The following is a 22359-nucleotide window of genomic DNA, read 5'->3' on the forward strand; positions in this document are numbered from 1 at the left end:
TACGTTAATTCAAATCGTCATCATCATCGTCATCCTCCAAAATATCCAAGTCTTCCAGATGCTTTTCAATGACCGCCGCTCGAATTTTTTGACGACGCTTTACACTTAGTCTCAAATTTTTAAGCCGTTCCCTATTTAGGGCTATTACCAAGTTGTAACACATCGCCAAGAGAATCAACGAAAACGGCAATGCCGCTAGCATCACGGCAGTTTGCAGCGTTACCAAGCCTCCACCAATTAAAAGGGTAGCCGCCAACAAACCTAAAAGAGCTGCCCAAAACAAACGCTGTAAAACAGGGGAGTCCATTTTTCCACCAGAAGTAATGAAATCCACCACTAAAGAACCACTATCGGATGATGTAACAAAGAAACTTACCAATAGTAGCACGCCAACAAAACTCATAATTTTAGACAAGGGGAACGCCCCCAACATGGCAAACAAGGCCGTTGAAATATTAGCGTCCACCTCAGCTCCTATAGGCGCCAGTCCGTTGAGCTCTAAGTACACCGCTGAAGACCCAAAAACAGTAAACCAAAGAAATGAAAAAGCACTGGGAATCAATATGACTCCGGTAAGAAACTCTCTAATAGTCCTTCCTTTAGACACACGGGCAATAAAAATGCCCACAAAAGGGCTCCAAGCAATCCACCAAGCCCAATAAAAAATAGTCCAATTGTTTTGCCATTTGGTATTACTATACACCTCGGTATAAGTCCCTAACTGTATGACATTCTGAAAATAATTTCCAACATTTTCAATTAAGGAATCTATAATAAATACGGAAGGCCCAATAATTAGCATTACCACCATAAAGATTAGTGTAAGCCGTATATTAAATACACTTAAGGCCTTCACCCCTTTATCCAGTCCCGAAGCAATAGAAAAGGACGCTATTACCGTAGCCACAATAATAAAAATTACATGGGTATATGTTGTGTTCGGTATGCCCCATAAATAATTCAGTCCAGAACCTATTTGAGAGGCTCCAAAGCCCAAAGTTGTAGCCAAACCAAACAAACAGGCTATCACAGCAAGCACATCTACAATGTGACCAAACAAACCATTAATTCGATGCTTTAGAACTGGAAAAAACAAAGACCGTACACTTAAAGGCAATTTCCTATTGAAGGTGAAAAATGCAAAAGATAAAGACACCATAGCATACACCGCCCAAGGATGAAAACCATAATGCAAAAAGGTAAATTTAAATGCCTGTTCCGCAGCCTTAGCTTCTGTTGCCACCGGAATGGGAGGATTAACCAAATGCTGAATGGGTTCCGCCACGCCATAAAAAATCAAACCAATCCCCATTCCTGCCGAAAACAGCATTGAGTACCAAGAAAAATCGGAGTAGTCAGGGACCGCTTTGGCACCTCCCAAACGTATTCTTCCAAAAGGCCCAAAGGCAATAAGAATACTCATGATTAACATTGTACTAACCGTTATGATGAACAGCCACCCTACCTGATCATAAAGTACATCACGCCACTGTTCAAAAAGACGCTCTACAGGATCTCCAATAATTAAGGTTACCAATACAAAGCCCAAAATTATTAAGGCAGCTGGAATGGTAACCGGATAATACAAATTAAAAAGAGCTTTCTTTTTTTTGTGTTCCATAACGGATGAGGATTTTCGCAAATGTTAGAATTGAATTCCTGAAAAGCACCTTGGAAAATCTTGACAAAAAGCGAACAGCGGGTGCAGAAAACTATTCAGGAACAAGGTCTTACAAATATACACATTAAAACACAAACAACTCCCCTTCAACCCATTAAGCATTTTCCATTCGAATTCCCGATAAACCAAAAACCTCTTCTGAACCAAGCCAATTGTCATACAAAATCCTCCCATTTCAACTAAAAAAATGTAATTTTAAATAAGTAACCTTCAACCAACCCTAAAAATGAATACTATAAAAAAGGGATTCTTATTGTTCCTAACACTATGCTTAATCGCCTGTAAAAGCCCTCAAGAAACTTCAGCGACGGAAAACTCTATTAGTGCCTTTGATTTTTCAACAGTAGAAAAATTTAAAACCACAAAGGCAACTGGTCAAATTGTAAACGACTACGATGACGTATTTACTTTAGAGCAAAGACAAGAATTATCCCAATTACTATATAACTACAACTTAAAAACTACAAGGCAAATTGCTATTGTCACTGTTGAAACTATTTCACCTTATCAGGATATTCAAAGATTTGCTACGGATTTAGGCAAATACTGGGGTGTAGGAACTAAAAAGGACGATAACGGAATGATATTTGTTATTTGTAACCCTTGCCGTCAATTAGGTATTGCTACCGGCACCGGAACAGAAAAGGTTTTAACCAATGACATTTGCAAAAGAGTAATCGATACAACCATTATCCCCCAATTTAAAAATGGCAACTTTTATGACGGCATTAAAAACGGAGTTCTTGAATTAATGGAAGAATGGAATTAAACCTTTAATATATCCCCTTAAAACCTTAATCCCTGGGCAAAAATTCCTTACTTTTATATGGCCTAAAAACCTTAACAAATAAGGTCCATTTTAAACTTACCAAATGAAAATATCTAGCATCATCAAACCCCTAGTTCTTGGACTAAGTTTAGCCCTTGTAAGCTGTGCCGAAACCGCCAAAACAAAAACCATTGCTCAAGAAACTCCAATAAGCAAAGAAGCCTTTGAAGAGGCCCACAATATTGTTTCCCAAAACTGTGTGACCTGTCATTCCCCCGCTGGCAATCCCACAACAAGAATTGCCCCCCCGCTCATTGCCGTCAAGGACCACTACTTAAAACCAGATATGACGGAAGCAGAGTTTGTTCAGTCTGTAGCCAATTTTTTAAACACCCCTAAAATAGAGAACTCACAAATGCCCAGAGCTGTAGAGCGTTTTGGCCTCATGCCTCAATTGGGGTATTCCAAAGCTCAACTGGAAGCAGTAGCCACCTATATTTACAGAGCCAAATTGGACCAACCGGATTGGTTTGAAACCCACCACCAACAACGGGAAGCTGATTTGATGAAATATTCTGAAACCGGTACCCAAGATTACCTCAAGAAGGGAATGAGCATTGCTCTATCCACCAAAGCGGTTTTGGGCAAAAACCTGCTAACCGCTATCCAAACCAAAGGCACTGCAGGAGCTTTGGAATTTTGCAATGAAAAGGCCATTGTCCTTACGGATAGTATGTCCAACGAACTTCACGCCCAGGTGAAACGTGTTTCAGATAAAAACAGAAACCCAAACAATCTGGCAAACACTAAGGAACTGGACTATATTGCAGTGGCCAAACAAGATATTGCCGCCACAGGAGAAGCAAGTCCTAAAATGATTGAAGAAAACGGAACATTGATTGGCTACTACCCTATTATGACCAATCAAATGTGTTTACAGTGCCACGGCACCCCCAACAAAGATATAACGCCAGAAACCTTAATGACGCTTAAGGAAACATACCCGCAAGACTTAGCCATAGGATATGATATAAATGAACTACGTGGTATTTGGGTTGTTGAAATGGATAAACCCGAGTAAGCAAAAAACTGCCTAAGGATTACATAGCCCCCATTGGTTGCTCCAATTCCTGCAGTAGTTTATAAAACCTAGGATCTTCTGGATACAATTCCATCAATCCCTTACAAATAACACGTGCCGTGTTTAAATCGCCTGTGTTCATGGCCGCAATCATTTTAATGTACAGTAAATCGGTATTGTTTGGATCGTATTGCAACGCCTTATCCAAAACTTGGGAAGACAATTTAAAATTCTTGGCCTCCTGTAATTTTAAGGCATAATTGTAATACGCCCGTAAATTAAAAGGCTCTTTTTGACAGGCTTCCGCTAAATATTTCAAGGACATCCCGTCCTGTCCCATTTCATTATAGAGCAAGCCCAACATATAATAAGGGTAACTGTTATTAGGTTCAAACTCCAGAATGTCTTTATAGTATTTTGCCGCATTTTCAAAATCGCCGTTTTGATAGTATAGCAACGCCAAATTGTTTCGGGCATTGTTATTATAACTATCAAACGATATGGCTTTTTGATAAGCTATAATTGCTTTTTCGATGTCCTTTTTCAAATAATGATGTTCCGCCATCTGTACCTGCCCCAATGAAAAATCGGAGTTCATTTCTTGAAACTCATCAAACTCTCTATGGGCCTCAGCAAAACCATCCAATTTAGAGATTCCATGACCATAGATGTCCAAATATTTAGCAGAATTAATACGTACCACACGCACTGAATCCCTCAAAAGTTTGGTAACTTCCTTAACACTGGTGGTATCTCCTATTTGAGTCAATGCGGTTACCGCTTCATTTCGAACCAAGGCTGACGAATCCTTCAAAAAGGCTTTCAATTGCTCCAATTCTTTTGAAGTCAAGGCCATGTTTCCATAATTGCTCAAAGCCGTCGCCCGAAGCAGCTCGGAAGCCTGATGATTTGAGGCCAAAGTGTGAAAGGCTGTTTTGTCCCCTGCATAACCCGCCAACAAATAATCGGAAGGATGGTCTTTGGCATCGATGGCCTTAGTTTGTCCCCATACCTTTAGAGCATTCAATGCCCATTCTGGTGTTTTATCTTCGTGGCATCTATTACACGCATTTGGTGTGCCGTAAGCCAAACTCTGATCAGGTCTTGGCACTCTAAAACTATGATCCCGTCTAAAATCATTCCCCATGTAAGTTCTTCCCGTCATATGACAGTTCACGCATTGGGCCGCCTCAGTACCTGCCGTATGAAAATGATGAGTTTCCGTATCGTAGACACTAGGCGCGTGACAATTCAAACAAAGAGCATTACCCTGCTCTTTCAACTTTAGGGAATGGACATTATGACAATCCCTGCAAGAAATCCCATTTTCATACATTTTACTCTGAACAAAAGACCCATAAACGTATACTTCATCATAAATCTGTCCGTCTGATTCATATAGAGGAGGCGTTAAAAGCGCTGGTAAATATTGATCCAAAAATGTTTCGTCATGTGTAAAATCCTTGGTGAGTTGAGTTCTTCTGGAATGACAACGTGCACATTGATTCACCAAGGTTTGCGGTGCCGTATCGGGCGTCATGGTCAATTTGCTTTTGTAGATAGGATTTTCACCTTCCTCATAAAATTTCACATGGTTACTGGCAGGGCCATGACAAGCTTCACAGCTAACATTGATAATTTTGAACGTAGTATTATAAGATTCTGAAACCGGATCGTAGTTTTTGTGTAAATCAGTAGAATGACAATCGGCACAGGCCGTATTCCAGCGCATTCCCCCTCCGGTCCAATGGATCCACTCATCACTTCGTAATTCCAAATCGGGATACAAATTGAACCATTGTTGCTTATCGCTATCCCAAGCAATGGTAAGACATTGCATTTTGCCTTTGTCCAACTCCACGATGTACTGCTGTAGTGGCGTGTAGCCAAACGTATATTTAATGGGATAATCTCGATAGGTATCATCAGGACCTGGAATATTCACATAGAAATCAGCATCCTTCTTGTAAAACGTAGCCTTGCCTCCTTTGTATGGAAATTCTACATTATTGAAATCTCCAAGCACCGAAACAGAATCGGCTACTTTCATGGCCAAATCGTGGTGAGATCCTTTCCAATCGTTATAGGCTTCCTGATGACAGGACATGCAGGCTTCATCTCCCAAAAAGGTAGCCGTAGGTGTTGCACTTGCAAGCTCTTGTTTATTGACATAGCCTTCATCTTTGCACGAAAAAACAGTAAAAAAAATAAGAAAAACAAGGGGCAAATAACGTTGTAATGGGAGCATATTGAATTATTTGGAACTCATTGATTATTACCAAATTTACAAATAAATTACATAGAACAACCGAAACACCTGTAAGAAAATCAAACAATAAAACATGGAAGGATTTCAAGGGGTTCAATAAGAAAAAAAAGGGTACCTTAGTAATTCCCTTGCCCCCATATGCTACCTAGTCTTTAAACACCTCACAAACGAAAAATATATACTCATGACACCAAAAGTAGCATTTATAACAGGTGGCAGTCGTGGCCTGGGAAAAAATATGGCCCTAGCTATTGCCAAAAAGGGTTTAAACATTGTGATTACATTCCATACCAATAAGGAGAAAGCCAGAGAATTGGTTTGGGAAATTGAAACCCTAGGGCAAAAAGCTATTGCCCTACCTTTGGATGTCAGCAATGGCAAAAGCTTCCCTTCTTTTGTAAAAGAACTGCAAACTGACATGACCACAGCCTTTGGGTCCGATAAAATTGACTATCTAATCAACAACGCTGGAATTGGTGTTTATGCACCATTTTTACAAACTACAGAAACCCAATTGGACAGCATGTTCAACATTCATTATAAAGGTGTGTACCTATTAACACAACAACTTCTACCTTTATTGAATGATGGAGGTGGTATTATTAATATTTCCAGTGGCTTGGCGCGTTTTGCTATTGGCGGATATTCAGCATATGCAGCAATGAAAGGGGCTATTGAAACCCTGACCATCTATTTGGCTAAGGAATTGGGCGAACGAAATATACGGGCCAACGTGATTGCTCCCGGGGCCATTGAAACTGATTTTGGTGGTGGCGCCGTTAGGGATAATGCCGAATTAAATGCTTTTATAGCCTCTATGACAGCCCTTGGCCGTGTTGGACTACCCGATGATATTGGAGGGGTTGTTGCTTTTCTGTGTACCGAAGACGCCAAATGGATTACCGCTCAAAGAATAGAAGTTTCTGGTGGGCAAATGATCTAACCTTACTGTCAAAGGAAGCATTGTTCCCTAAAACCTAACATTACTCCCGTACTGTTTTTAGATATTTTATACATTAGCCAAAACGCCTTTAACCAATTAATTTTCAATGACAAAAATTAATACTCCTAGAACCTTTGCCCGAATTGCAGGGTTTAGCTACCTCATTATATTTTTCACTGCCATTTTTGCCAATTTCTTTGTTTTGGAAGCACTCCTTAAAGCTCCGGAAGAAACCATTTTTAATAACCATATAATGGTACGCTTAGGGATTATGGCATTTTTAGTTACAGTTGTATTTGATGTTGTTGTAGCTTGGGCCCTAAACGAATTGTACAAACATCATTCCTTATCTCAACCAAGCACTTTATTTAGGATGATGCATGCCGCCATTATGGGAGTCGCTCTATTTCCTTTAGTTCAAACTTTGGAGGCCACTACTGCACACGACATATTACACTTGATAAAACTCTTCAATACCATATGGCTTATTGGCCTGTTTTTCTTTGGTGTACATCTCATTTTTTTAGGTAGGATCATAAAAACTCCAAAAGTAATTGCTGCATTTCTTGGAATAGCAGGACTGATGTATATGGTGGATACAGCGGCACATTTTTTAATGGCCAATTACGATTCCTATAGTAATATCTTCTTAGCCTTGGTGGCCATACCAAGTATTGTTGGAGAAATGTCCTTTGCGATATGGCTATTGATTAAAGGAGGAAAAAACATCAACTCCTAGATGACACCCATAATCAACAATACCCTTAAAGGCAACCATATACCCCTTTACAAAGTAGGTTTAAAGTAGTTTTGGACTACCCAAGCCCCCTCAAAAAGCCGTTAAAAGTATTGCGCATTTATTTTCTTTATCTTACATTAGTTTTATGACAGAAGTAGAGATAGAAAAGGAAAATGCGGCCATTGCCAAGGCTTACAAGGAACTTCTAAAAGTAAGTTACCAGACATTAAGTACAGAGGATAAAAAACTCATCCGCCATGCCTTTGATGTGGCTGTAGAAGCTCATAATGGACAACGCCGAAAATCAGGTGAAGCCTATATTTTTCACCCCATTGCTGTGGCCAAAATTGTGGCTCAGGAAATTGGGTTGGATGCAACCTCTATTGCGGCAGCCCTACTCCATGATGTGGTTGAAGACAATGAAAATTACACCAAGGATGACATAGAGCGTCTTTTTGGAGAAACCGTTGCCAGAATTGTTGACGGACTTACCAAAATTTCTTCATTAAGCAAGGAAACCGATGTCTCCACCCAAGCGGAAAATTTCCGTAAAATGTTGCTGACCCTTAATGACGATGTGAGGGTAATTATCATTAAAATAGCCGACCGTTTGCACAACATGCAGACCATGGATTCCATGCGAACGGACAAACAGGAAAAAATTGCTTCGGAAACCCTTTACATCTATGCACCTTTGGCACACCGTATAGGACTCTATAACATCAAAACTGAGTTGGAGGACCTTGGCTTGAAATATACCGAGCCCGAAGTTTATCATGACATCCTACACAAGATCAAGGAAAGTAAAGAAGAACAGGATGCTTACATTAAAGCCTTTTCCAAAGTAGTCGTTGACGCGTTGGACAATGAGGGTTTGAATTATGAAATCAAGGGGCGCCCAAAATCCATTTTCTCTATCAGGAGAAAGATGATTAAACAAGGGGTGTCCTTTGAAGAGGTCTACGACAAGTTTGCCGTAAGGATTATTTACAAATCCGATTTGGCCAACGAAAAGTTCCTCGCTTGGAAAATTTACTCCATCGTTACCGATCACTTTACCCCTAACCCTACCCGATTGCGAGATTGGATTTCATCGCCAAAATCTACTGGCTATGAAGCCCTTCACATTACCGTAATGGGCCCGAAAGGACGTTGGGTAGAAGTTCAGATCCGTAGTGAACGGATGAATGAAATTGCCGAAAAAGGCTATGCTGCCCACTACAAATACAAACACGGTAATGCTGAAGATGCCTTAGATACTTGGATTGACAAGCTGCAGGAAGCTTTGGAAAGCAACGAAAGCAATGCTGTAGATTTTGTGGAACAGTTCAAATTGAACCTTTATTCCAAAGAAATTTATGTCTTCTCTCCTAAGGGAGACCTTAAATCCCTTCCTAAAGGAGCCACTCCTCTGGATTTTGCTTTTAACATCCATACGGAGGTTGGGATGAAAACCCGTGGCGCCAAGGTTAATGGAAAATTGGTACCACTGAGTCAAGAACTTAAAAGTGGAGACCAAGTGGAAATCCTTACTTCGGAAAACGCCAAGCCCAATGCCAACTGGTTGGATTATGCCACAACGGCAAGAGCCCGAAGTAAAATTAAATCATCCCTAAGGGAAGAGAAGAAACGTATTGGTGAGGATGGAAAGGAAATTTTAAGGAGAAAATTAAAACAGCTAAAGATTCAATTGGATGAAAAAGCTGTCAATGACATGGTAGTTTATTTTAAACTAAAAACCAGTCTGGACCTATTTTATCGAGTTGGCGTAGGCACCATAGACAATAGTATGCTCAAGGATTTTGCAGCCTCACGCAGCAATGCCTTGATGAGTTTCATAAAAAACAAGATTACCAGAAGGCAAAATATATCCAAAGAAGAGCTTGACAAGGAAGAGGTGACCTCCAAATACGACATGCTTGTATTTGGTAAAGAGGAGGAAAAATTGGATTACAAGCTTGCCAGCTGCTGTAACCCAATTCCTGGCGATCCTGTATTTGGATTTTTAACCATCAACGAAGGTATTAAAGTCCATAAAAAGAACTGCCCCAATGCACTGAGTCTTCAATCCAACTATGCTTACAGAATTATGCAAGCTAAATGGATAGATTCTTCACAACAGGAGTTTTCTGCCATTATTACCTTATCGGGAATTGACAATTTAGGTTTAGTAAATCATATTACTAAAGTGATTTCATCCAACATGCACGTAAACATGAAAAGCATTAGTTTTCAATCTGATGATGGAATTTTCTCTGGAAAAATCAATGTAATTGTTAAGAATAATTCCATGCTAAAAAAGCTCATTGATAACCTGAAAAAAATTAATGGTATTGATAAGGTGAGTAGAGTGTAAAAAATGTGTAAATTTGCAACTTAATTATGAGTGTAAAAACAGAACAGACGAATCAGGAAATTGTAAAGAATGTATTTACCAATTTTCTGGAAGAAAAAGGTCACCGTAAAACACCGGAGCGTTACGCTATACTTCAGGAAATCTATGATAGCGAGGAACATTTTGATATCGAATCTTTGTATATTAAAATGAAAAACAAAAACTATCGTGTAAGTCGTGCTACCCTATACAATACTATAGAAATTCTTTTGGAATGCGGTTTGGTTCGTAAACATCAGTTTGGTCAAAACCAGGCGCATTACGAAAAATCATATTTCGACAAGCAACATGACCACGTCATCCTGACCGACACTGGTGAAGTTATCGAGTTCTGTGACCCTAGAATTCAATCGATCAAAAAAACGATTGAAGAGGTATTTGATATTTCCATATCAAATCACTCACTATACTTTTACGGAACGAAAAACAAACAACCTAACTAATTTTTATAATGGCAGTAGATTTACTACTTGGTTTACAATGGGGGGACGAAGGCAAAGGGAAAATTGTTGATGTATTGACCTCCAAATACAATATTATTGCACGCTTTCAAGGAGGCCCTAATGCAGGACACACGTTGGTATTTAATGGTAAAAAGCACGTGCTACACACCATTCCTTCTGGGATTTTTCATGAAGACACGGTAAATGTCGTTGGAAATGGGGTGGTAATAGACCCTGTTATTTTTAAAAAGGAATTGGACAAATTGGCTGAACAAGGCGTAGACTACAAAAAAGCCTTGTTGATTTCGAGAAAAGCCCACATCATTTTACCAACACACCGTTTATTGGATGCGGCCAGTGAAGCTTCCAAAGGAAAGGCTAAAATTGGCTCTACCCTTAAAGGAATTGGTCCTACTTATATGGACAAAACGGGTAGAAATGGTATTAGAGTTGGTGATATTGAATTGGCAGACTGGAAAGAAAAATACCGTTCTCTTGCAGACAAGCACGAGGATATGATTAAGTTTTACAACGTAGAAATTCAATACGATCTAAAGGAGCTTGAAGTTGAATTTTTTGAAGCTATCGCAACTTTAAAAACATTGACCTTTATTGATTCTGAAGAGTATTTACACCAATCCATGAAAGGAGGACAAACCATCTTGGCCGAGGGCGCTCAAGGATCGTTATTGGATATTGATTTTGGAACCTATCCATTTGTAACCTCCTCCAACACTACGGCTGCTGGAGCCTGTACTGGATTAGGAATTGCTCCAACGCAAATTGGAGAAGTTTTTGGAATCTTTAAAGCCTACACTACTCGTGTTGGTTCAGGACCTTTCCCTACAGAATTATTTGATGCCGACGGAGAAACCATGGCAAAAGTTGGGCATGAATTTGGTGCCACTACAGGTCGCCCAAGACGTTGCGGTTGGTTGGATTTGGTAGCCCTTAGATATGCCTGTCAGATAAATGGGGTGACTCAATTAATCATGATGAAAGGAGATGTTCTTTCTGGGTTTAAAACCCTAAAAGTGTGTACATCCTACAACTATAAAGGAGAAGAAATTACACATTTGCCTTTCAACATAGAAGAAGAAAACGTAACGCCTATCTACACTGATTTTGAAGGATGGAATGAAGATCTTACCGAAATGACCGAAGCGTCACAAATGCCAAAAGCACTGAATGACTACATCGACTTTTTGGAAAAAGAACTCGAAATTCCTATCACCATTGTATCGGTAGGACCAGATAGAAAACAGACCATCGTTAGACAATAATCTATAATCACAATAAAAAAGACCTGCTCTATGTTATAATTTAGCAGGTCTTTTGTGTTAAAAAAAGTGTTAAGGCTCACCAAAGCCTTTATTTAATAATTATTTTTGAACCAAATCTTTATAATTTGAAAGTCTACCCATTCGTATTAACTCTCCTATTATGTAGCGTTTTCAGCACTTCCCTTTGGGCCCAAAACAAACGTATACAAATTGAGTACTCAGGTTTTACGGTCAGGGACAGCACCATGGGCAAAGAAGTCACCACTTTCATAAGAGATGACAAACAGCAAATTCATGTTGTCCATGAAGGTATCAACATGTATTGCGATAAGGCTATTTACTATAAAAATGAAAACTTTATTGAAGCCTTTAGCAATGTAAATATGCAGCAGGGAGACACCATCAACATGACCTCCAAATATGTTGAATACAGTGGTATTACACAATTGGCTTTTGCCAGTGGTGATGTGGTTCTTAAAGAACCGCAATCCGTTTTAACAACCGACACCCTTTGGTTTGACAGAGCTAAACAACAAGCTTATTACAAAACTCGGGGGAAAGTGGTAAGGGATACCTCTGGCACTATTACTAGTCAAATAGGAAGGTATTACATGAATGACAAGAAATACCAATTTGTTCAAGATGTAGTCCTGGTAAACCCTCAATATACACTTAACACCCACCAACTAGATTTCTACACTGAAACTGGGGGCGCCTATATGTATGGTCCTTCAACCATTAAAGGGGAAAACAATAATATTTATTGTGAACGCGGTTTTTATGACACTAATAACGATACTGGGTATTTTATAAAAAATTCCCGCATCGATTACGAACAGCGCACCGTAGAAGGTGACAGCCTCTACTTTGATCGGGCCAGAAGTTTTGCTTCAGCCACTAACAACATTAAGGTTACGGATACCATTAACAACAGTATTATAAAAGGACATTACGCCGAAGTATACCGTGCAAAAGACTCTGTATTCATTACCAAAAGAGCCTTGGCAATAGCAGTTCAAGAGAAGGATTCCATTTATATTCATGCCGACACCTTAATGGTTACCGGAAAACCGGAGCATCGCATTACTAGAGCCTATTACAATGCTAAAATGTACAAAAGTGATATGAGTGGAAAAGCAGATTCCATTCATGCCGATCAGAAAACGGGACTGACACAGCTAATTAATCTAGAGCGCTACTCGTCAAAAGATATTTTTGCAACTAAACGCAATCCCGTAATCTGGAATTTAGGAAACCAAATGACGGGTGATTCCATCCATTTAATCACCGATACCAAAAGAGAAGCATTGGATTCCTTAAAAGTATTTGAAAACGCCTTCTTAATTAGTAAAGATACACTTGGGGACGGCTTTAATCAAGTAAAAGGACAGCGTCTTATTGGACTGTTCAGAGACAATGCGCTCTATAATGTCGACATTATCAAAAATGCTGAAGTTATTAATTATGTTAGAGACGATAAGCAGGAATTGGTAGGAATAGACAAGTCCAAATCAGGAAGCATCAACATTCAAATTGACGACAATACCATTTCTGAAATTAGACTGATCAATCAAATTGACGGGGAACTTTATCCAGAATCTCAATTTCCTGAAAACGCTAGAAAATTTAGAGGTTTTGACTGGCGTGAAGAAGAACGCCCAAAAAGCGTTGAAGATTTATTTAAAGACGACCCGCCATTAAACCTTCCTGTAATTAGAGGGCTAGCCCCTTATGTCCCACAAGAAGAATTTGTGGACGAAGCTATGCTGGAACGTGTAAAAGAGGCCGAAGAAAAGAACCCTGACCGAGAGAATAAAGCTGCGAGAAACATCCCTAAGCCTATACAAGACAGTATTCAACGCAAAAAAATCTTAAAAAAACCATTGTCTCAAACTTCCAAAAAAGGTTAGATATGGAGGATTTCATCAAATATCAAGCGCAGACTTCGCCAAATCCATTGGCGATGAAAATATCGCATGCCAAAGGTTCTTACATATACGACAACACTAATAAAGCCTATCTAGACTTTGTAGCAGGAGTGTCGGCTTGCAGTTTAGGCCACCAGCATCCTAGAGTTGTCAATGCCATCAAAGAGCAATTAGACCAATACTTACATGTGATGGTTTATGGAGAATACATTCAAGAACCTGCCGTAGAGCTCGCCAAACTCTTAGCCAATAATTTACCAGAACCTTTAGAAAGCACCTATTTAACCAATTCTGGTACCGAAGCTATTGAGGGCGCTATTAAATTGGCAAAACGCTATACGGGCAGAGGTGAAATTATTGCCGCTAAGTCTGCTTACCACGGGAATACTATGGGCTCCATGAGCGTAATGGGACACGAAGAACGTAAACAAGCATTTCGTCCTTTAGTTCCCGGTATCAAGTTTATAGAATTCAATAATATTGCAGACCTAGACAAAATTACCACCAAAACAGCTGGAGTAATACTGGAAACAATCCAGGGAGGCGCTGGTTTTATTGAGCCGAAGGACGGTTACCTTACCAAAGTTAAGGAACGCTGTGAAGAAGTTGGTGCTTTATTGATTCTAGACGAAATCCAACCTGGTTTTGGACGTACCGGAAAACTATTCGGGTTTGAAAACTATAATTGCACGCCACACATATTGGTGACAGGCAAAGGATTAGGAGGAGGTATGCCCATTGGTGCGTTTACCGCCTCACTTGAAATGATGAATACCTTACAACTGCATCCAAAGTTTGGACACATCACTACCTTTGGCGGGCATCCTGTAATTGCGGCTGCTGCATTGGCAACTGTTAGGGAAATCACGGAAAGTAATCTAATGGCCGAAGCCCTCGAAAAAGAAGCGCTTATACGTCAACATTTGGTACATCCATTAATTGAGGAAATTAGAGGAAAAGGACTCATGTTGGCTGCCATGACCCCTTCTGCAGACATCACTAACGAGGTCGTTTTAAGAAGTCAAGACCGTGGATTGATATTATTTTGGTTACTCTTTGAGCCTAAAGCGATTAGAATAACCCCGCCATTAACCATATCTAAGAACGAAATTATTGAAGGCTGTAATATTATACTTTCAGTCTTAAATGAAATTTCGAATGAACAAACACTTTAGAAACAAAAAAACAAACACTTGTTTTTCAAAGCCTTAAATGAACAAAAAATTGAAATAAACACCTGAATGTTAATTAATTTGTTAAAAACATTAACGTTAAAATCTTCAAAGAGCCAAATAGAAGAGTAAATTTATTTCAACAACAATAAAATCTGCTTATGGAGTTTAGCCACAGTAACGACCACAACAATGTATCGCTAGCCAGATTTGAGTCCATGTTAAAGACAAATAACGTCTTGTTTTTCGACTCCAACGAATTTGAGAACATTATCCACCATTACTTAGAAATTGGAAAGATAGCCTTAGCAAAGAAAGCGATTAAGATGGGGCTTGAACAACATCCCTCCTCCACTAACCTCCAATTGTTCCAAATTGAACTTTACGTTATGGAAAACCAATTGGAAAAAGCAGACCAACTTTTGGACAGACTTTATGAATTGGAACCATCCAACGAGGAAATCTATATTCAAAAGGCCAATGTGCTTTCCAAACGCGATGACCACAAAAGCGCCATTAACACCTTAAAAATTGCCTTAGATCTGAGTCAGGATCCAGATGATTCCGATTTATATGCCCTTATAGGTATGGAATATTTATTCTTGGATGAATACGATCAAGCAAAGGAATATTTCTTGAAGTGCTTGGAAGTAGACATGCATGATTATTCTGCCCTCTACAATATCATTTATTGTTTTGACTTCTTGGATGAAAGTGAGGAAGCCATCAACTTTTTAAATCAATACTTGGACAACAATCCTTATTGTGAGGTGGCCTGGCACCAATTGGGGAAGCAATATTTTGCTCTAAAAGATTACAAAAAGGCTTTAGTTGCCTATGATTTTGCCATCATCTCTGACGATACTTTTGTAGGCGCCTATCTTGAAAAAGGTAAAGTCCTTGAAAAGCAGAAAAACTTTGAAGAAGCCATTGAAAATTATAAAATAACTTTGGCCTTGGACGACCCAACATCGTTTGCCCTATTGCGTATGGGCTATTGTTACGAAAAATTGGGAGATAGAGAAATGGCGGTACAATACTTCTATAAAACCGTTCATGAAGATCCCTTATTGGATAAAGGTTGGATAGCTATCACCAAATTTTATTTGAAAGCTCGCAACTACCAAAAAGCATTATACTACATTAATAAAGCCATAAATATTGACAGTGAAAATGTGCTGTATTGGAAACTGTATGCGCAAATTAATCACCGTTTAAACTTTTTGGAAGAAGCCGAAAGGGGGTATAAAAAAACCTTAGAACTTGGCAATTACGAATTGCAGACTTGGTTGTCTCGATCGGATATTCTTATTCAATTAGGAGAATTTGAAGCCGCTATTTTCAACCTAATCCAAGCCGCTGAATTCTATCCTGAGACCGCAGAAATTGAATACCGTCTGGCGGGATTGCACTTTAAACTTTTAGAAAGTGAAAAAGGCCATTATCACCTTAAAAACGGCCTTCTCTTAAACGAAGAATTCGATTATATCTTAGAAGAACTTTTTCCCGAAATACACAAAGACCCCAATATCCATAAAGTGTTGGAAAGAACAAAAAAGTCTTCATCTTAAAAATAAACGCCCCAAAACTATTTGATAAAAAGCCAAGGATGCATTGCAATTCTTGGCTTTTTAATTTCATGAAAAACATTACTTACTTCACAAATAATTTTTAAGGTTACATTATAATTTTGCCCCTCGATACTCCAAGATGTTTGTTACCTTTACGCTTCTTTATTGAAACCGTACTATGCAAAGACGTTTACTAGACTACATTATTATAGCCCTTAAAGGAACTGCTATGGGAGCAGCCGATGCCGTTCCGGGTGTATCGGGGGGAACCATCGCCTTCATATCCGGAATTTACGAAGAGCTTATCGATAGCATAAGCAACATAAACCTTTCCTTACTTACAACATTAAGAAGCGAAGGGTTTTCTGCCTTTTGGAAACAACTAAATGGAAATTTCCTTCTAGCGCTTTTAACCGGAATCCTTATCAGTTTTGTCTCCTTTATGAGATTGGCCAAATACTTGATTGAAAACCACCCCATTCTAATTTGGTCTTTCTTCTTTGGCCTGATAGTAGCTAGTATCTATTTTGTGGGCAAACAAATTAAATCCTGGTCCTTGGGTACCATTATTTCTTTAATTATAGGAAGTGCACTAGCGTTTTACATTACCACTCTCCCTTCGTTGGGAAGTAATGAAAATCCTCTCTTTTTGTTTTTTGCCGGAGCTTTAGCCATTTGCGCTATGATTCTACCTGGCATTTCAGGGTCTTTTATTTTGGTGATTCTGGGCGCTTACAAAACGTTGAGTGATGCATTTCATGATTTTGACTTTAAACGAATTGCAATTTTTGCTTTGGGCGCTGTTGTTGGTCTGTTAAGTTTTAGCAGGGTTTTGAAATGGCTCTTTAAAAACTACCACAACACTACCCTCGCACTCTTAACAGGATTTATTTTTGGTTCCCTCAATAAAATATGGCCTTGGAAAGTTACCGATATGGTAATGGAAAAATCCAGCGGAACAGTCCTTCCATTTTCTGAAATATCCAATTTGGCAACACTTTCGGTGTACCAAAAACAAATCGAAAATTTTGATACCTACAAATTGATTTCAGAACACAGCATCCTGCCCTTTAACTATTCCGAGTTAAATAATCAATTGGTGAATAATCAACTTGGGGCAGCTATAGGCTTAATGATTCTTGGTTTTTTCACTATCTTCATATTGGAAAAAATAGGCTCCAAAAACGTATAGCATGCAAAGTACCAGGACACTTTCAGACCGCATTTTTCTTGTCGTTAAAGGACTTGCTATGGGTGCTGCCAACAAAGTGCCTGGGGTTTCTGGTGGTGTTGTTGCTTTTGTAGCGGGATTTTATGAGGAGTTCATTTACTCTCTACAAAAAATAAACGGGAAGGCCTTTAAACTTTTAATCAACGGACGTTATAAAAGTTTCTACAACTACATAAACGGTCGCTTTTTGGGACTCTTATTCTTGGGTATGGTTGTCAGCTACTTTAGCGTTTCCAAACTCCTAGACTACTTCATTGTTCATTACGAACTCTACGTTTGGAGTCTTTTTTTTGGAATGATAATAGGATCCATTTACTATATCCAAAAGGACTTTCACCATTGGAAAACCAATACCATTCTAGCCCTCATTATTGGAATTGCTCTAGGACTAAGCATCAGCTTTTTAGATCCAGCCACAGAAAACGACAATTTGTTCTTTGTGTTTTTTTGTGGGGTAATCAGTGTTTCCGGCATGACACTTCCCGGGTTTTCAGGTTCCTTTATATTGATCTTATTGGGTAATTATGTACTGCTGTTGGTAGATTCTGTCAATGCACTGTACGATACCATAACCGATGTTATTCGTGGCAACTTTCATTTTATAAATGATCCCCACCGAATCAAAATGCTAAAAATATTGGTAGTGTTCACCCTTGGCTCGGTAACGGGGCTGGTTACTTTTTCGCATGCATTGAACTTTATCATTAAACATTACAAGAATATTACAACAGCTAGCATCATAGGCTTTATTACTGGATCTCTTGGTGTTGTATGGCCATGGAAACGAACCATATTCAAACAAAATGACAGCGGTGAATACCTTTTGGATTCGGCTGGTCAAAAGATAATTGCAAATTACGAACGCTATATCCCTGAGCTAAATTCAACTACTTATTTAGCCCTACTATTTGTTTTAATTGGAATTCTTATAGTTTTGGGATTAGATAAATACGGACAAAAAACACGAAAAGCCCATGCATAAACTAGGATTATTAGGCAGAAACATTTCTTATTCATTTTCTAAAGGATATTTCAGTAAAAAGTTCGAAACTGAAAGCCTCCCCTATGTTTACGAAAATTTTGATTTGGAGCGTATTTCAGAATTCAATTCCGTTTTACAGAATAATCCAGAGCTTATTGGTTTTAATGTCACCATTCCCTATAAGGAACAAATCATTCCACTTTTAAATACGCTTGACGATACGGCCAAGGAAATTGGAGCCGTAAACACCGTTAAAGTTCAAAAGGACGGTACACTTAAAGGATACAACACCGATTATTACGGATTTCAGGCCTCATTGCAACCATTTTTGAAAGCCCAGCATAAAACAGCCCTCATATTGGGCACTGGAGGCGCTTCTAAAGCCGTGGCCTATGCCTTAAAGAATTTAGGGATCTCTTTTGAATTTGTGTCCCGAACACCTCGAGAAAATGTTAAGTTTATTTATAAGGATTTAACCGAGGACATTATCAAAGAACACACCGTTATAATTAATTGTACGCCTCTGGGCACCCACCCCAATGTAAACCAATGTCCAGATATCCCTTATGACGGGTTGACTCCAGACCACTTGGTATACGACTTAATTTACAATCCTGAACAAACAAAATTCCTGACTTGTGGAGATATTAAGAATGCTATCACCGTAAACGGGAGCAAAATGTTGGAGCTTCAAGCAGAAAAGGCTTGGGAGATCTGGAATACACCTTAAAATCGTTTAAAATCACTGCCGCTCCTTTTGTTATGTAAGCGCTTGTTAGTATATTAGCTTTCTAAGTATTTTCGAACTAAAACATTGTAAGAATGTCAGAGAAAGATAACCTGCAAAACGCAGACGGAAACAACGAACAAAACCCTGCAGAGATCCAAGATCAAAGCATAACCGACAACACTTCACAAACTCCAGAAAATGAGCAGCCAGCCACAGAAGTAGAATCTACTTCTGAAAATTCTACTGCCTCAACCACCGACGCAACAGACGAGAACGCAGCACCTGAAAAAGCAGATGCCCATGTAGAGGAAATTGACGAGTCCAATGCAGAGGATGCGGAAGATGAAGATAATAGCCAAAGACATACCGTAGAAAGCAAGGATTACCATGCCATGACCATGGGACAACTTGTTAAGGAATTTGATTATTTACTCAAGCACCATAAAATACAGACGATTAAATCTCAAGTAAATGAGATTAAATCGGAATTCAACGATAAATTTGGAGAACTTTTAGAAGAGAAAAAAGAAGACTTTATCAATGATGGCGGTAACGAAATAGACTTCTATTTTATTACGCAAGAAAAGAAAGATTTCAATTCTCTTTACAAGGAATACAAAAGCAATTTACATGCTTATTATAAAAATCTAGAGAATAACCTTAAGGACAATCTGGATAACCGCTTGCGTATCATTGAAGAAATTAAAGGCTTGATTAATGTTGAAGAAAACATCAACACTACTTATAAGCATTTTAAGGAACTCCAAGAAGAGTGGCGTAATGCGGGCCCAATACCTAGGGACAAATACAATAACGCTTGGAACACTTACCATCACCACGTAGAAATCTTTTATGATTTCCTTCATTTAAACCGAGATTTGCGAGACATGGACTTCAAGCATAATTTGGATCAGAAACTCAAAATTATTGAGCGTGCCGAAGAACTTGCCAAAGATGACAACGTGAACAGAAGTTTTAGGGAGTTACAGGTGCTGCATAAAATGTGGAAGGAAGATTTGGGGCCTGTTGCCAAAGAATACCGTGAAGAAATTTGGGAACGTTTCAGCAATGCTACAAAAATCATCCATGATAAGCGTCAAGCTTATTATGCAGACTTGGATAAGGCCTATGAAGCCAATTTGGAACGCAAGGAAGAGATTATCGCTAAAATAGAAGCCATTGGTCAAGACATTGCTAAAACCCATCAAGCATGGCAGAAAAAAATTAAAGAAGTTGAAGCCCTTAGGCAAGATTTCTTCAATGCAGGGAAAGTACCAATTAAGGTAAATGAAGCTACTTGGGCCAAATTTAAAGGAGCTGTTAGAGCCTTCAACAAAAACAAAAACGCTTTCTATAAAAACCTTAAAAAGGAACAGTACGATAATCTTCAGAAAAAACTGGACCTTATTCAAGTGGCCGAAGACAATAAAGACAGTGACGACTTTGAAACGATCACGCCTTTAATGAAGAAAATTCAAAGTGATTGGAAAAAGATTGGTCACGTTCCTAGAAAGGATAGCGATAAAATATGGAAACGTTTTAAAGCCGCTTGCAATGCTTATTTCGACCGTTTACATGCAGAAAAGAACGCGGCCAACAAAGAACAGTTTGAAGCTTTTGACAAAAAGAACGAACTTTTAGAAAGCCTTGGAAAACTAACTTTAAGTGGAACGGTAGAAACCGACATAGAAACTATCAAGGAAAAAATAGCCGAATGGCAAGCCATAGGCCACGTACCACATAACAAACGCTTTATAGAAGGCAAATTCAACAAAGCCTTGGATGAGTTATTTGGAAAGTTAGATATGGATCAAAGCGAAATTGAAATGATCAAGTTTGAAAATAAACTTGAGGCGCTCTCCCAACCCAACGACACCAGTCTTTTGGATAACGAGCACAACTTTATCCGTAAAAAAATTGATGAAGTTAAAGGGGAAATCAACCAGTTGGAAAACAATCTACAATTCTTCTCCAATATTGATGAAGAAAATCCAATGGTAAGAGATGTTCTGAACAATATAGAAAACCATAAAGTTACCTTAAGTACTTGGGAAGAAAAGCTTAAAAAGCTTAAGGAGATGTATTAAATAATCAAATCCTATCTGTGGTTGCCCACAGATAGGATATTGACCCCTAACTAAACTAAATTTAATACCTTAAAATAAATCCGCTTATTTTAAATTAAGGCTAACCTACTTATGATTATAAAACTATAATCATAGTTCTATATTACATATACGTAGCAACTCTTATATTTGGATTATCAAATGTGAAAAAAATTTAAAAATCATTGTTTTTTCGCTTCTTCCCAATACACATCCATTTCCTTTAGGGTCATATCTTCTAGGGATTTATTCAACTCCTTTGCTTTGGACTCTAAATACTTAAATCTGGAAATAAACTTTTTATTGGTACGCTCCAGAGCATTTTCGGGATTGATTTTCAAAAATCGTGCATAATTGATCATAGAAAAGAAAACATCTCCAAGCTCATTTTCTATCGCTTCCATATCCCCATTCTGTACTTCTTCATGAAGTTCGTGCAGTTCTTCTTCCACCTTTTCCCAAACTTGATGTGGTTCTTCCCAATCAAATCCTACACCGGCCACCTTATCCTGAATTCGACTGGCCTTCACCATGGCAGGTAAACTTCTAGGCACCCCTTCCAAAACACTTTTCTTGCCTTCCTTAAGCTTTAACTTCTCCCAATTGCGCTTTACATCCTCTTCATTCTCCACTTCTACGTCTCCATAAATATGCGGATGACGATCAATTAACTTATCACAAATGCTATTGCAAACATCGGCAATGTCAAAAGTTTGTGTTTCGCTTCCTATTTTTGCATAGAACACAATGTGCAAGAGAACATCCCCTAACTCCTTTTTGATTTCATCCAAATCATTGTCAAGGATAGCGTCTCCCAATTCGTAAACTTCTTCGATGGTAAGGTGCCTTAGGGATTCCATGGTTTGTTTACGATCCCAAGGACACTGCTCGCGAAGTTCATCCATGATTATCAGTAAACGTTCAAAGGCTTTAAGTTGTACTGTTTTATCTGTCATAACAAAGGCTTAGGTTTTCAATGACCAAAAGTACAACTATTTGTGTTTACCCAAAGACAAAGTGCGTCTTTAGGCAAACAC

The 22359-nt window shown here is 38.8% G+C and carries 17 protein-coding genes; 14 read left to right on the top strand and 3 right to left on the bottom strand.

The window, feature by feature from the left end; genetic code table 11:
* Nucleotides 1-4 precede the first annotated feature (4 nt).
* Complete coding sequence (locus RBH95_RS11760; protein WP_307899784.1) at nucleotides 5-1621, bottom strand: BCCT family transporter; 1617 nt, start codon at nucleotides 1619-1621, stop codon at nucleotides 5-7.
* A 286-nt stretch (nucleotides 1622-1907) separates the two neighbouring features.
* Between RBH95_RS11760 and RBH95_RS11765 the strand changes: the two genes are divergently transcribed.
* Both RBH95_RS11765 and RBH95_RS11770 read left to right on the top strand, forming a co-directional pair.
* A complete protein-coding gene (locus RBH95_RS11765) occupies nucleotides 1908-2450 on the top strand; it encodes a YgcG family protein (RefSeq protein ID WP_307899785.1) in 543 nt (180 codons plus the stop codon).
* Between the two features lie 103 nt (nucleotides 2451-2553).
* Complete coding sequence (locus RBH95_RS11770; protein ID WP_307899786.1) at nucleotides 2554-3531, top strand: DUF3365 domain-containing protein; 978 nt, start codon at nucleotides 2554-2556, stop codon at nucleotides 3529-3531.
* Nucleotides 3532-3550: 19 nt separating this feature from the next.
* Here RBH95_RS11770 and RBH95_RS11775 read toward each other — a convergent pair whose 3' ends face one another.
* Nucleotides 3551-5779: a tetratricopeptide repeat protein gene (locus RBH95_RS11775; protein WP_307899787.1), complete on the bottom strand. Its 2229-nt coding sequence runs from the start codon at nucleotides 5777-5779 to the stop codon at nucleotides 3551-3553.
* A gap of 205 nt (nucleotides 5780-5984) precedes the next feature.
* Here RBH95_RS11775 and RBH95_RS11780 point away from each other — a divergent pair, with 205 nt between their 5' ends.
* The 12 genes from RBH95_RS11780 to RBH95_RS11835 all read left to right on the top strand — a co-directional run bounded on the left by RBH95_RS11780 (nucleotide 5985) and on the right by RBH95_RS11835 (nucleotide 21304).
* The gene (locus tag RBH95_RS11780; protein WP_307899788.1) at nucleotides 5985-6743 is read left to right on the top strand and encodes an SDR family NAD(P)-dependent oxidoreductase; all 759 of its coding nucleotides are present in this window, start codon (nucleotides 5985-5987) and stop codon (nucleotides 6741-6743) included.
* Between the two features lie 106 nt (nucleotides 6744-6849).
* Entirely contained in the window at nucleotides 6850-7482 is a 633-nt protein-coding gene (locus RBH95_RS11785) for a DUF4386 domain-containing protein (RefSeq protein ID WP_307899789.1), read from the top strand.
* Between the two features lie 145 nt (nucleotides 7483-7627).
* Nucleotides 7628-9838, top strand: a complete 2211-nt coding sequence (locus tag RBH95_RS11790) for a bifunctional (p)ppGpp synthetase/guanosine-3',5'-bis(diphosphate) 3'-pyrophosphohydrolase (RefSeq protein ID WP_307899790.1) — start codon at nucleotides 7628-7630, stop codon at nucleotides 9836-9838.
* A gap of 26 nt (nucleotides 9839-9864) precedes the next feature.
* Nucleotides 9865-10320: a Fur family transcriptional regulator gene (locus tag RBH95_RS11795; protein ID WP_053975577.1), complete on the top strand. Its 456-nt coding sequence runs from the start codon at nucleotides 9865-9867 to the stop codon at nucleotides 10318-10320.
* Between the two features lie 8 nt (nucleotides 10321-10328).
* On the top strand, nucleotides 10329-11603 hold the full coding sequence (locus tag RBH95_RS11800) for an adenylosuccinate synthase (protein WP_307899791.1): 1275 nt from the start codon (nucleotides 10329-10331) through the stop codon (nucleotides 11601-11603).
* A 245-nt stretch (nucleotides 11604-11848) separates the two neighbouring features.
* Nucleotides 11849-13513 carry an OstA-like protein gene (locus RBH95_RS11805; protein WP_307899792.1) on the top strand — a complete coding sequence of 555 codons (1665 nt, stop codon included), beginning with the start codon at nucleotides 11849-11851 and terminating at the stop codon, nucleotides 13511-13513.
* Nucleotides 13514-13515: 2 nt separating this feature from the next.
* A complete protein-coding gene (locus tag RBH95_RS11810) occupies nucleotides 13516-14706 on the top strand; it encodes an aspartate aminotransferase family protein (protein ID WP_307899793.1) in 1191 nt (396 codons plus the stop codon).
* A gap of 158 nt (nucleotides 14707-14864) precedes the next feature.
* Nucleotides 14865-16274 (top strand): tetratricopeptide repeat protein, encoded by a 1410-nt coding sequence (locus RBH95_RS11815; RefSeq protein ID WP_307899794.1) that lies wholly within the window; start codon nucleotides 14865-14867, stop codon nucleotides 16272-16274.
* A gap of 178 nt (nucleotides 16275-16452) precedes the next feature.
* Entirely contained in the window at nucleotides 16453-17466 is a 1014-nt protein-coding gene (locus RBH95_RS11820; RefSeq protein ID WP_307899795.1) for a DUF368 domain-containing protein, read from the top strand.
* A gap of 1 nt (nucleotide 17467) precedes the next feature.
* Entirely contained in the window at nucleotides 17468-18487 is a 1020-nt protein-coding gene (locus tag RBH95_RS11825; RefSeq protein ID WP_307899796.1) for a DUF368 domain-containing protein, read from the top strand.
* Nucleotides 18480-19217 (top strand): shikimate dehydrogenase, encoded by a 738-nt coding sequence (locus tag RBH95_RS11830; RefSeq protein WP_307899797.1) that lies wholly within the window; start codon nucleotides 18480-18482, stop codon nucleotides 19215-19217. The genes RBH95_RS11825 and RBH95_RS11830 overlap by 8 nt, the downstream gene beginning before the upstream one ends.
* 92 nt (nucleotides 19218-19309) lie before the next feature.
* Nucleotides 19310-21304 (top strand): DUF349 domain-containing protein, encoded by a 1995-nt coding sequence (locus RBH95_RS11835; RefSeq protein WP_307899798.1) that lies wholly within the window; start codon nucleotides 19310-19312, stop codon nucleotides 21302-21304.
* A 200-nt stretch (nucleotides 21305-21504) separates the two neighbouring features.
* On the opposite strand, the gene mazG is transcribed toward RBH95_RS11835, so the two are convergent.
* Nucleotides 21505-22278, bottom strand: a complete 774-nt coding sequence (gene mazG / locus RBH95_RS11840; protein ID WP_307899799.1) for a nucleoside triphosphate pyrophosphohydrolase — start codon at nucleotides 22276-22278, stop codon at nucleotides 21505-21507.
* Between the last annotated feature and the right edge of the window lie 81 nt (nucleotides 22279-22359).

Source organism: Mangrovimonas sp. YM274 (assembly GCF_030908385.1).
In the GTDB taxonomy this organism is placed as follows: domain Bacteria; phylum Bacteroidota; class Bacteroidia; order Flavobacteriales; family Flavobacteriaceae; genus Mangrovimonas_A.

Excerpts from the sequence above, each read along its gene's own strand:
- RBH95_RS11775 (WP_307899787.1), bottom strand. The coding sequence starts at position 5,779 with ATGCTCCCATTACAACGTTATTTGCCCCTTGTTTTTCTTATTTTTTTT.
- RBH95_RS11820 (WP_307899795.1), top strand. The coding sequence starts at position 16,453 with ATGCAAAGACGTTTACTAGACTACATTATTATAGCCCTTAAAGGAACT.
- RBH95_RS11815 (WP_307899794.1), top strand. The coding sequence starts at position 14,865 with ATGGAGTTTAGCCACAGTAACGACCACAACAATGTATCGCTAGCCAGA.
- RBH95_RS11825 (WP_307899796.1), top strand. The coding sequence starts at position 17,468 with ATGCAAAGTACCAGGACACTTTCAGACCGCATTTTTCTTGTCGTTAAA.
- RBH95_RS11805 (WP_307899792.1), top strand. The coding sequence starts at position 11,849 with ATGGGCAAAGAAGTCACCACTTTCATAAGAGATGACAAACAGCAAATT.
- RBH95_RS11770 (WP_307899786.1), top strand. The coding sequence starts at position 2,554 with ATGAAAATATCTAGCATCATCAAACCCCTAGTTCTTGGACTAAGTTTA.
- RBH95_RS11835 (WP_307899798.1), top strand. The coding sequence starts at position 19,310 with ATGTCAGAGAAAGATAACCTGCAAAACGCAGACGGAAACAACGAACAA.
- RBH95_RS11790 (WP_307899790.1), top strand. The coding sequence starts at position 7,628 with ATGACAGAAGTAGAGATAGAAAAGGAAAATGCGGCCATTGCCAAGGCT.
- RBH95_RS11780 (WP_307899788.1), top strand. The coding sequence starts at position 5,985 with ATGACACCAAAAGTAGCATTTATAACAGGTGGCAGTCGTGGCCTGGGA.
- RBH95_RS11785 (WP_307899789.1), top strand. The coding sequence starts at position 6,850 with ATGACAAAAATTAATACTCCTAGAACCTTTGCCCGAATTGCAGGGTTT.
- RBH95_RS11830 (WP_307899797.1), top strand. The coding sequence starts at position 18,480 with ATGCATAAACTAGGATTATTAGGCAGAAACATTTCTTATTCATTTTCT.
- RBH95_RS11795 (WP_053975577.1), top strand. The coding sequence starts at position 9,865 with ATGAGTGTAAAAACAGAACAGACGAATCAGGAAATTGTAAAGAATGTA.
- RBH95_RS11800 (WP_307899791.1), top strand. The coding sequence starts at position 10,329 with ATGGCAGTAGATTTACTACTTGGTTTACAATGGGGGGACGAAGGCAAA.
- mazG (WP_307899799.1), bottom strand. The coding sequence starts at position 22,278 with ATGACAGATAAAACAGTACAACTTAAAGCCTTTGAACGTTTACTGATA.
- RBH95_RS11765 (WP_307899785.1), top strand. The coding sequence starts at position 1,908 with ATGAATACTATAAAAAAGGGATTCTTATTGTTCCTAACACTATGCTTA.
- RBH95_RS11810 (WP_307899793.1), top strand. The coding sequence starts at position 13,516 with ATGGAGGATTTCATCAAATATCAAGCGCAGACTTCGCCAAATCCATTG.
- RBH95_RS11760 (WP_307899784.1), bottom strand. The coding sequence starts at position 1,621 with ATGGAACACAAAAAAAAGAAAGCTCTTTTTAATTTGTATTATCCGGTT.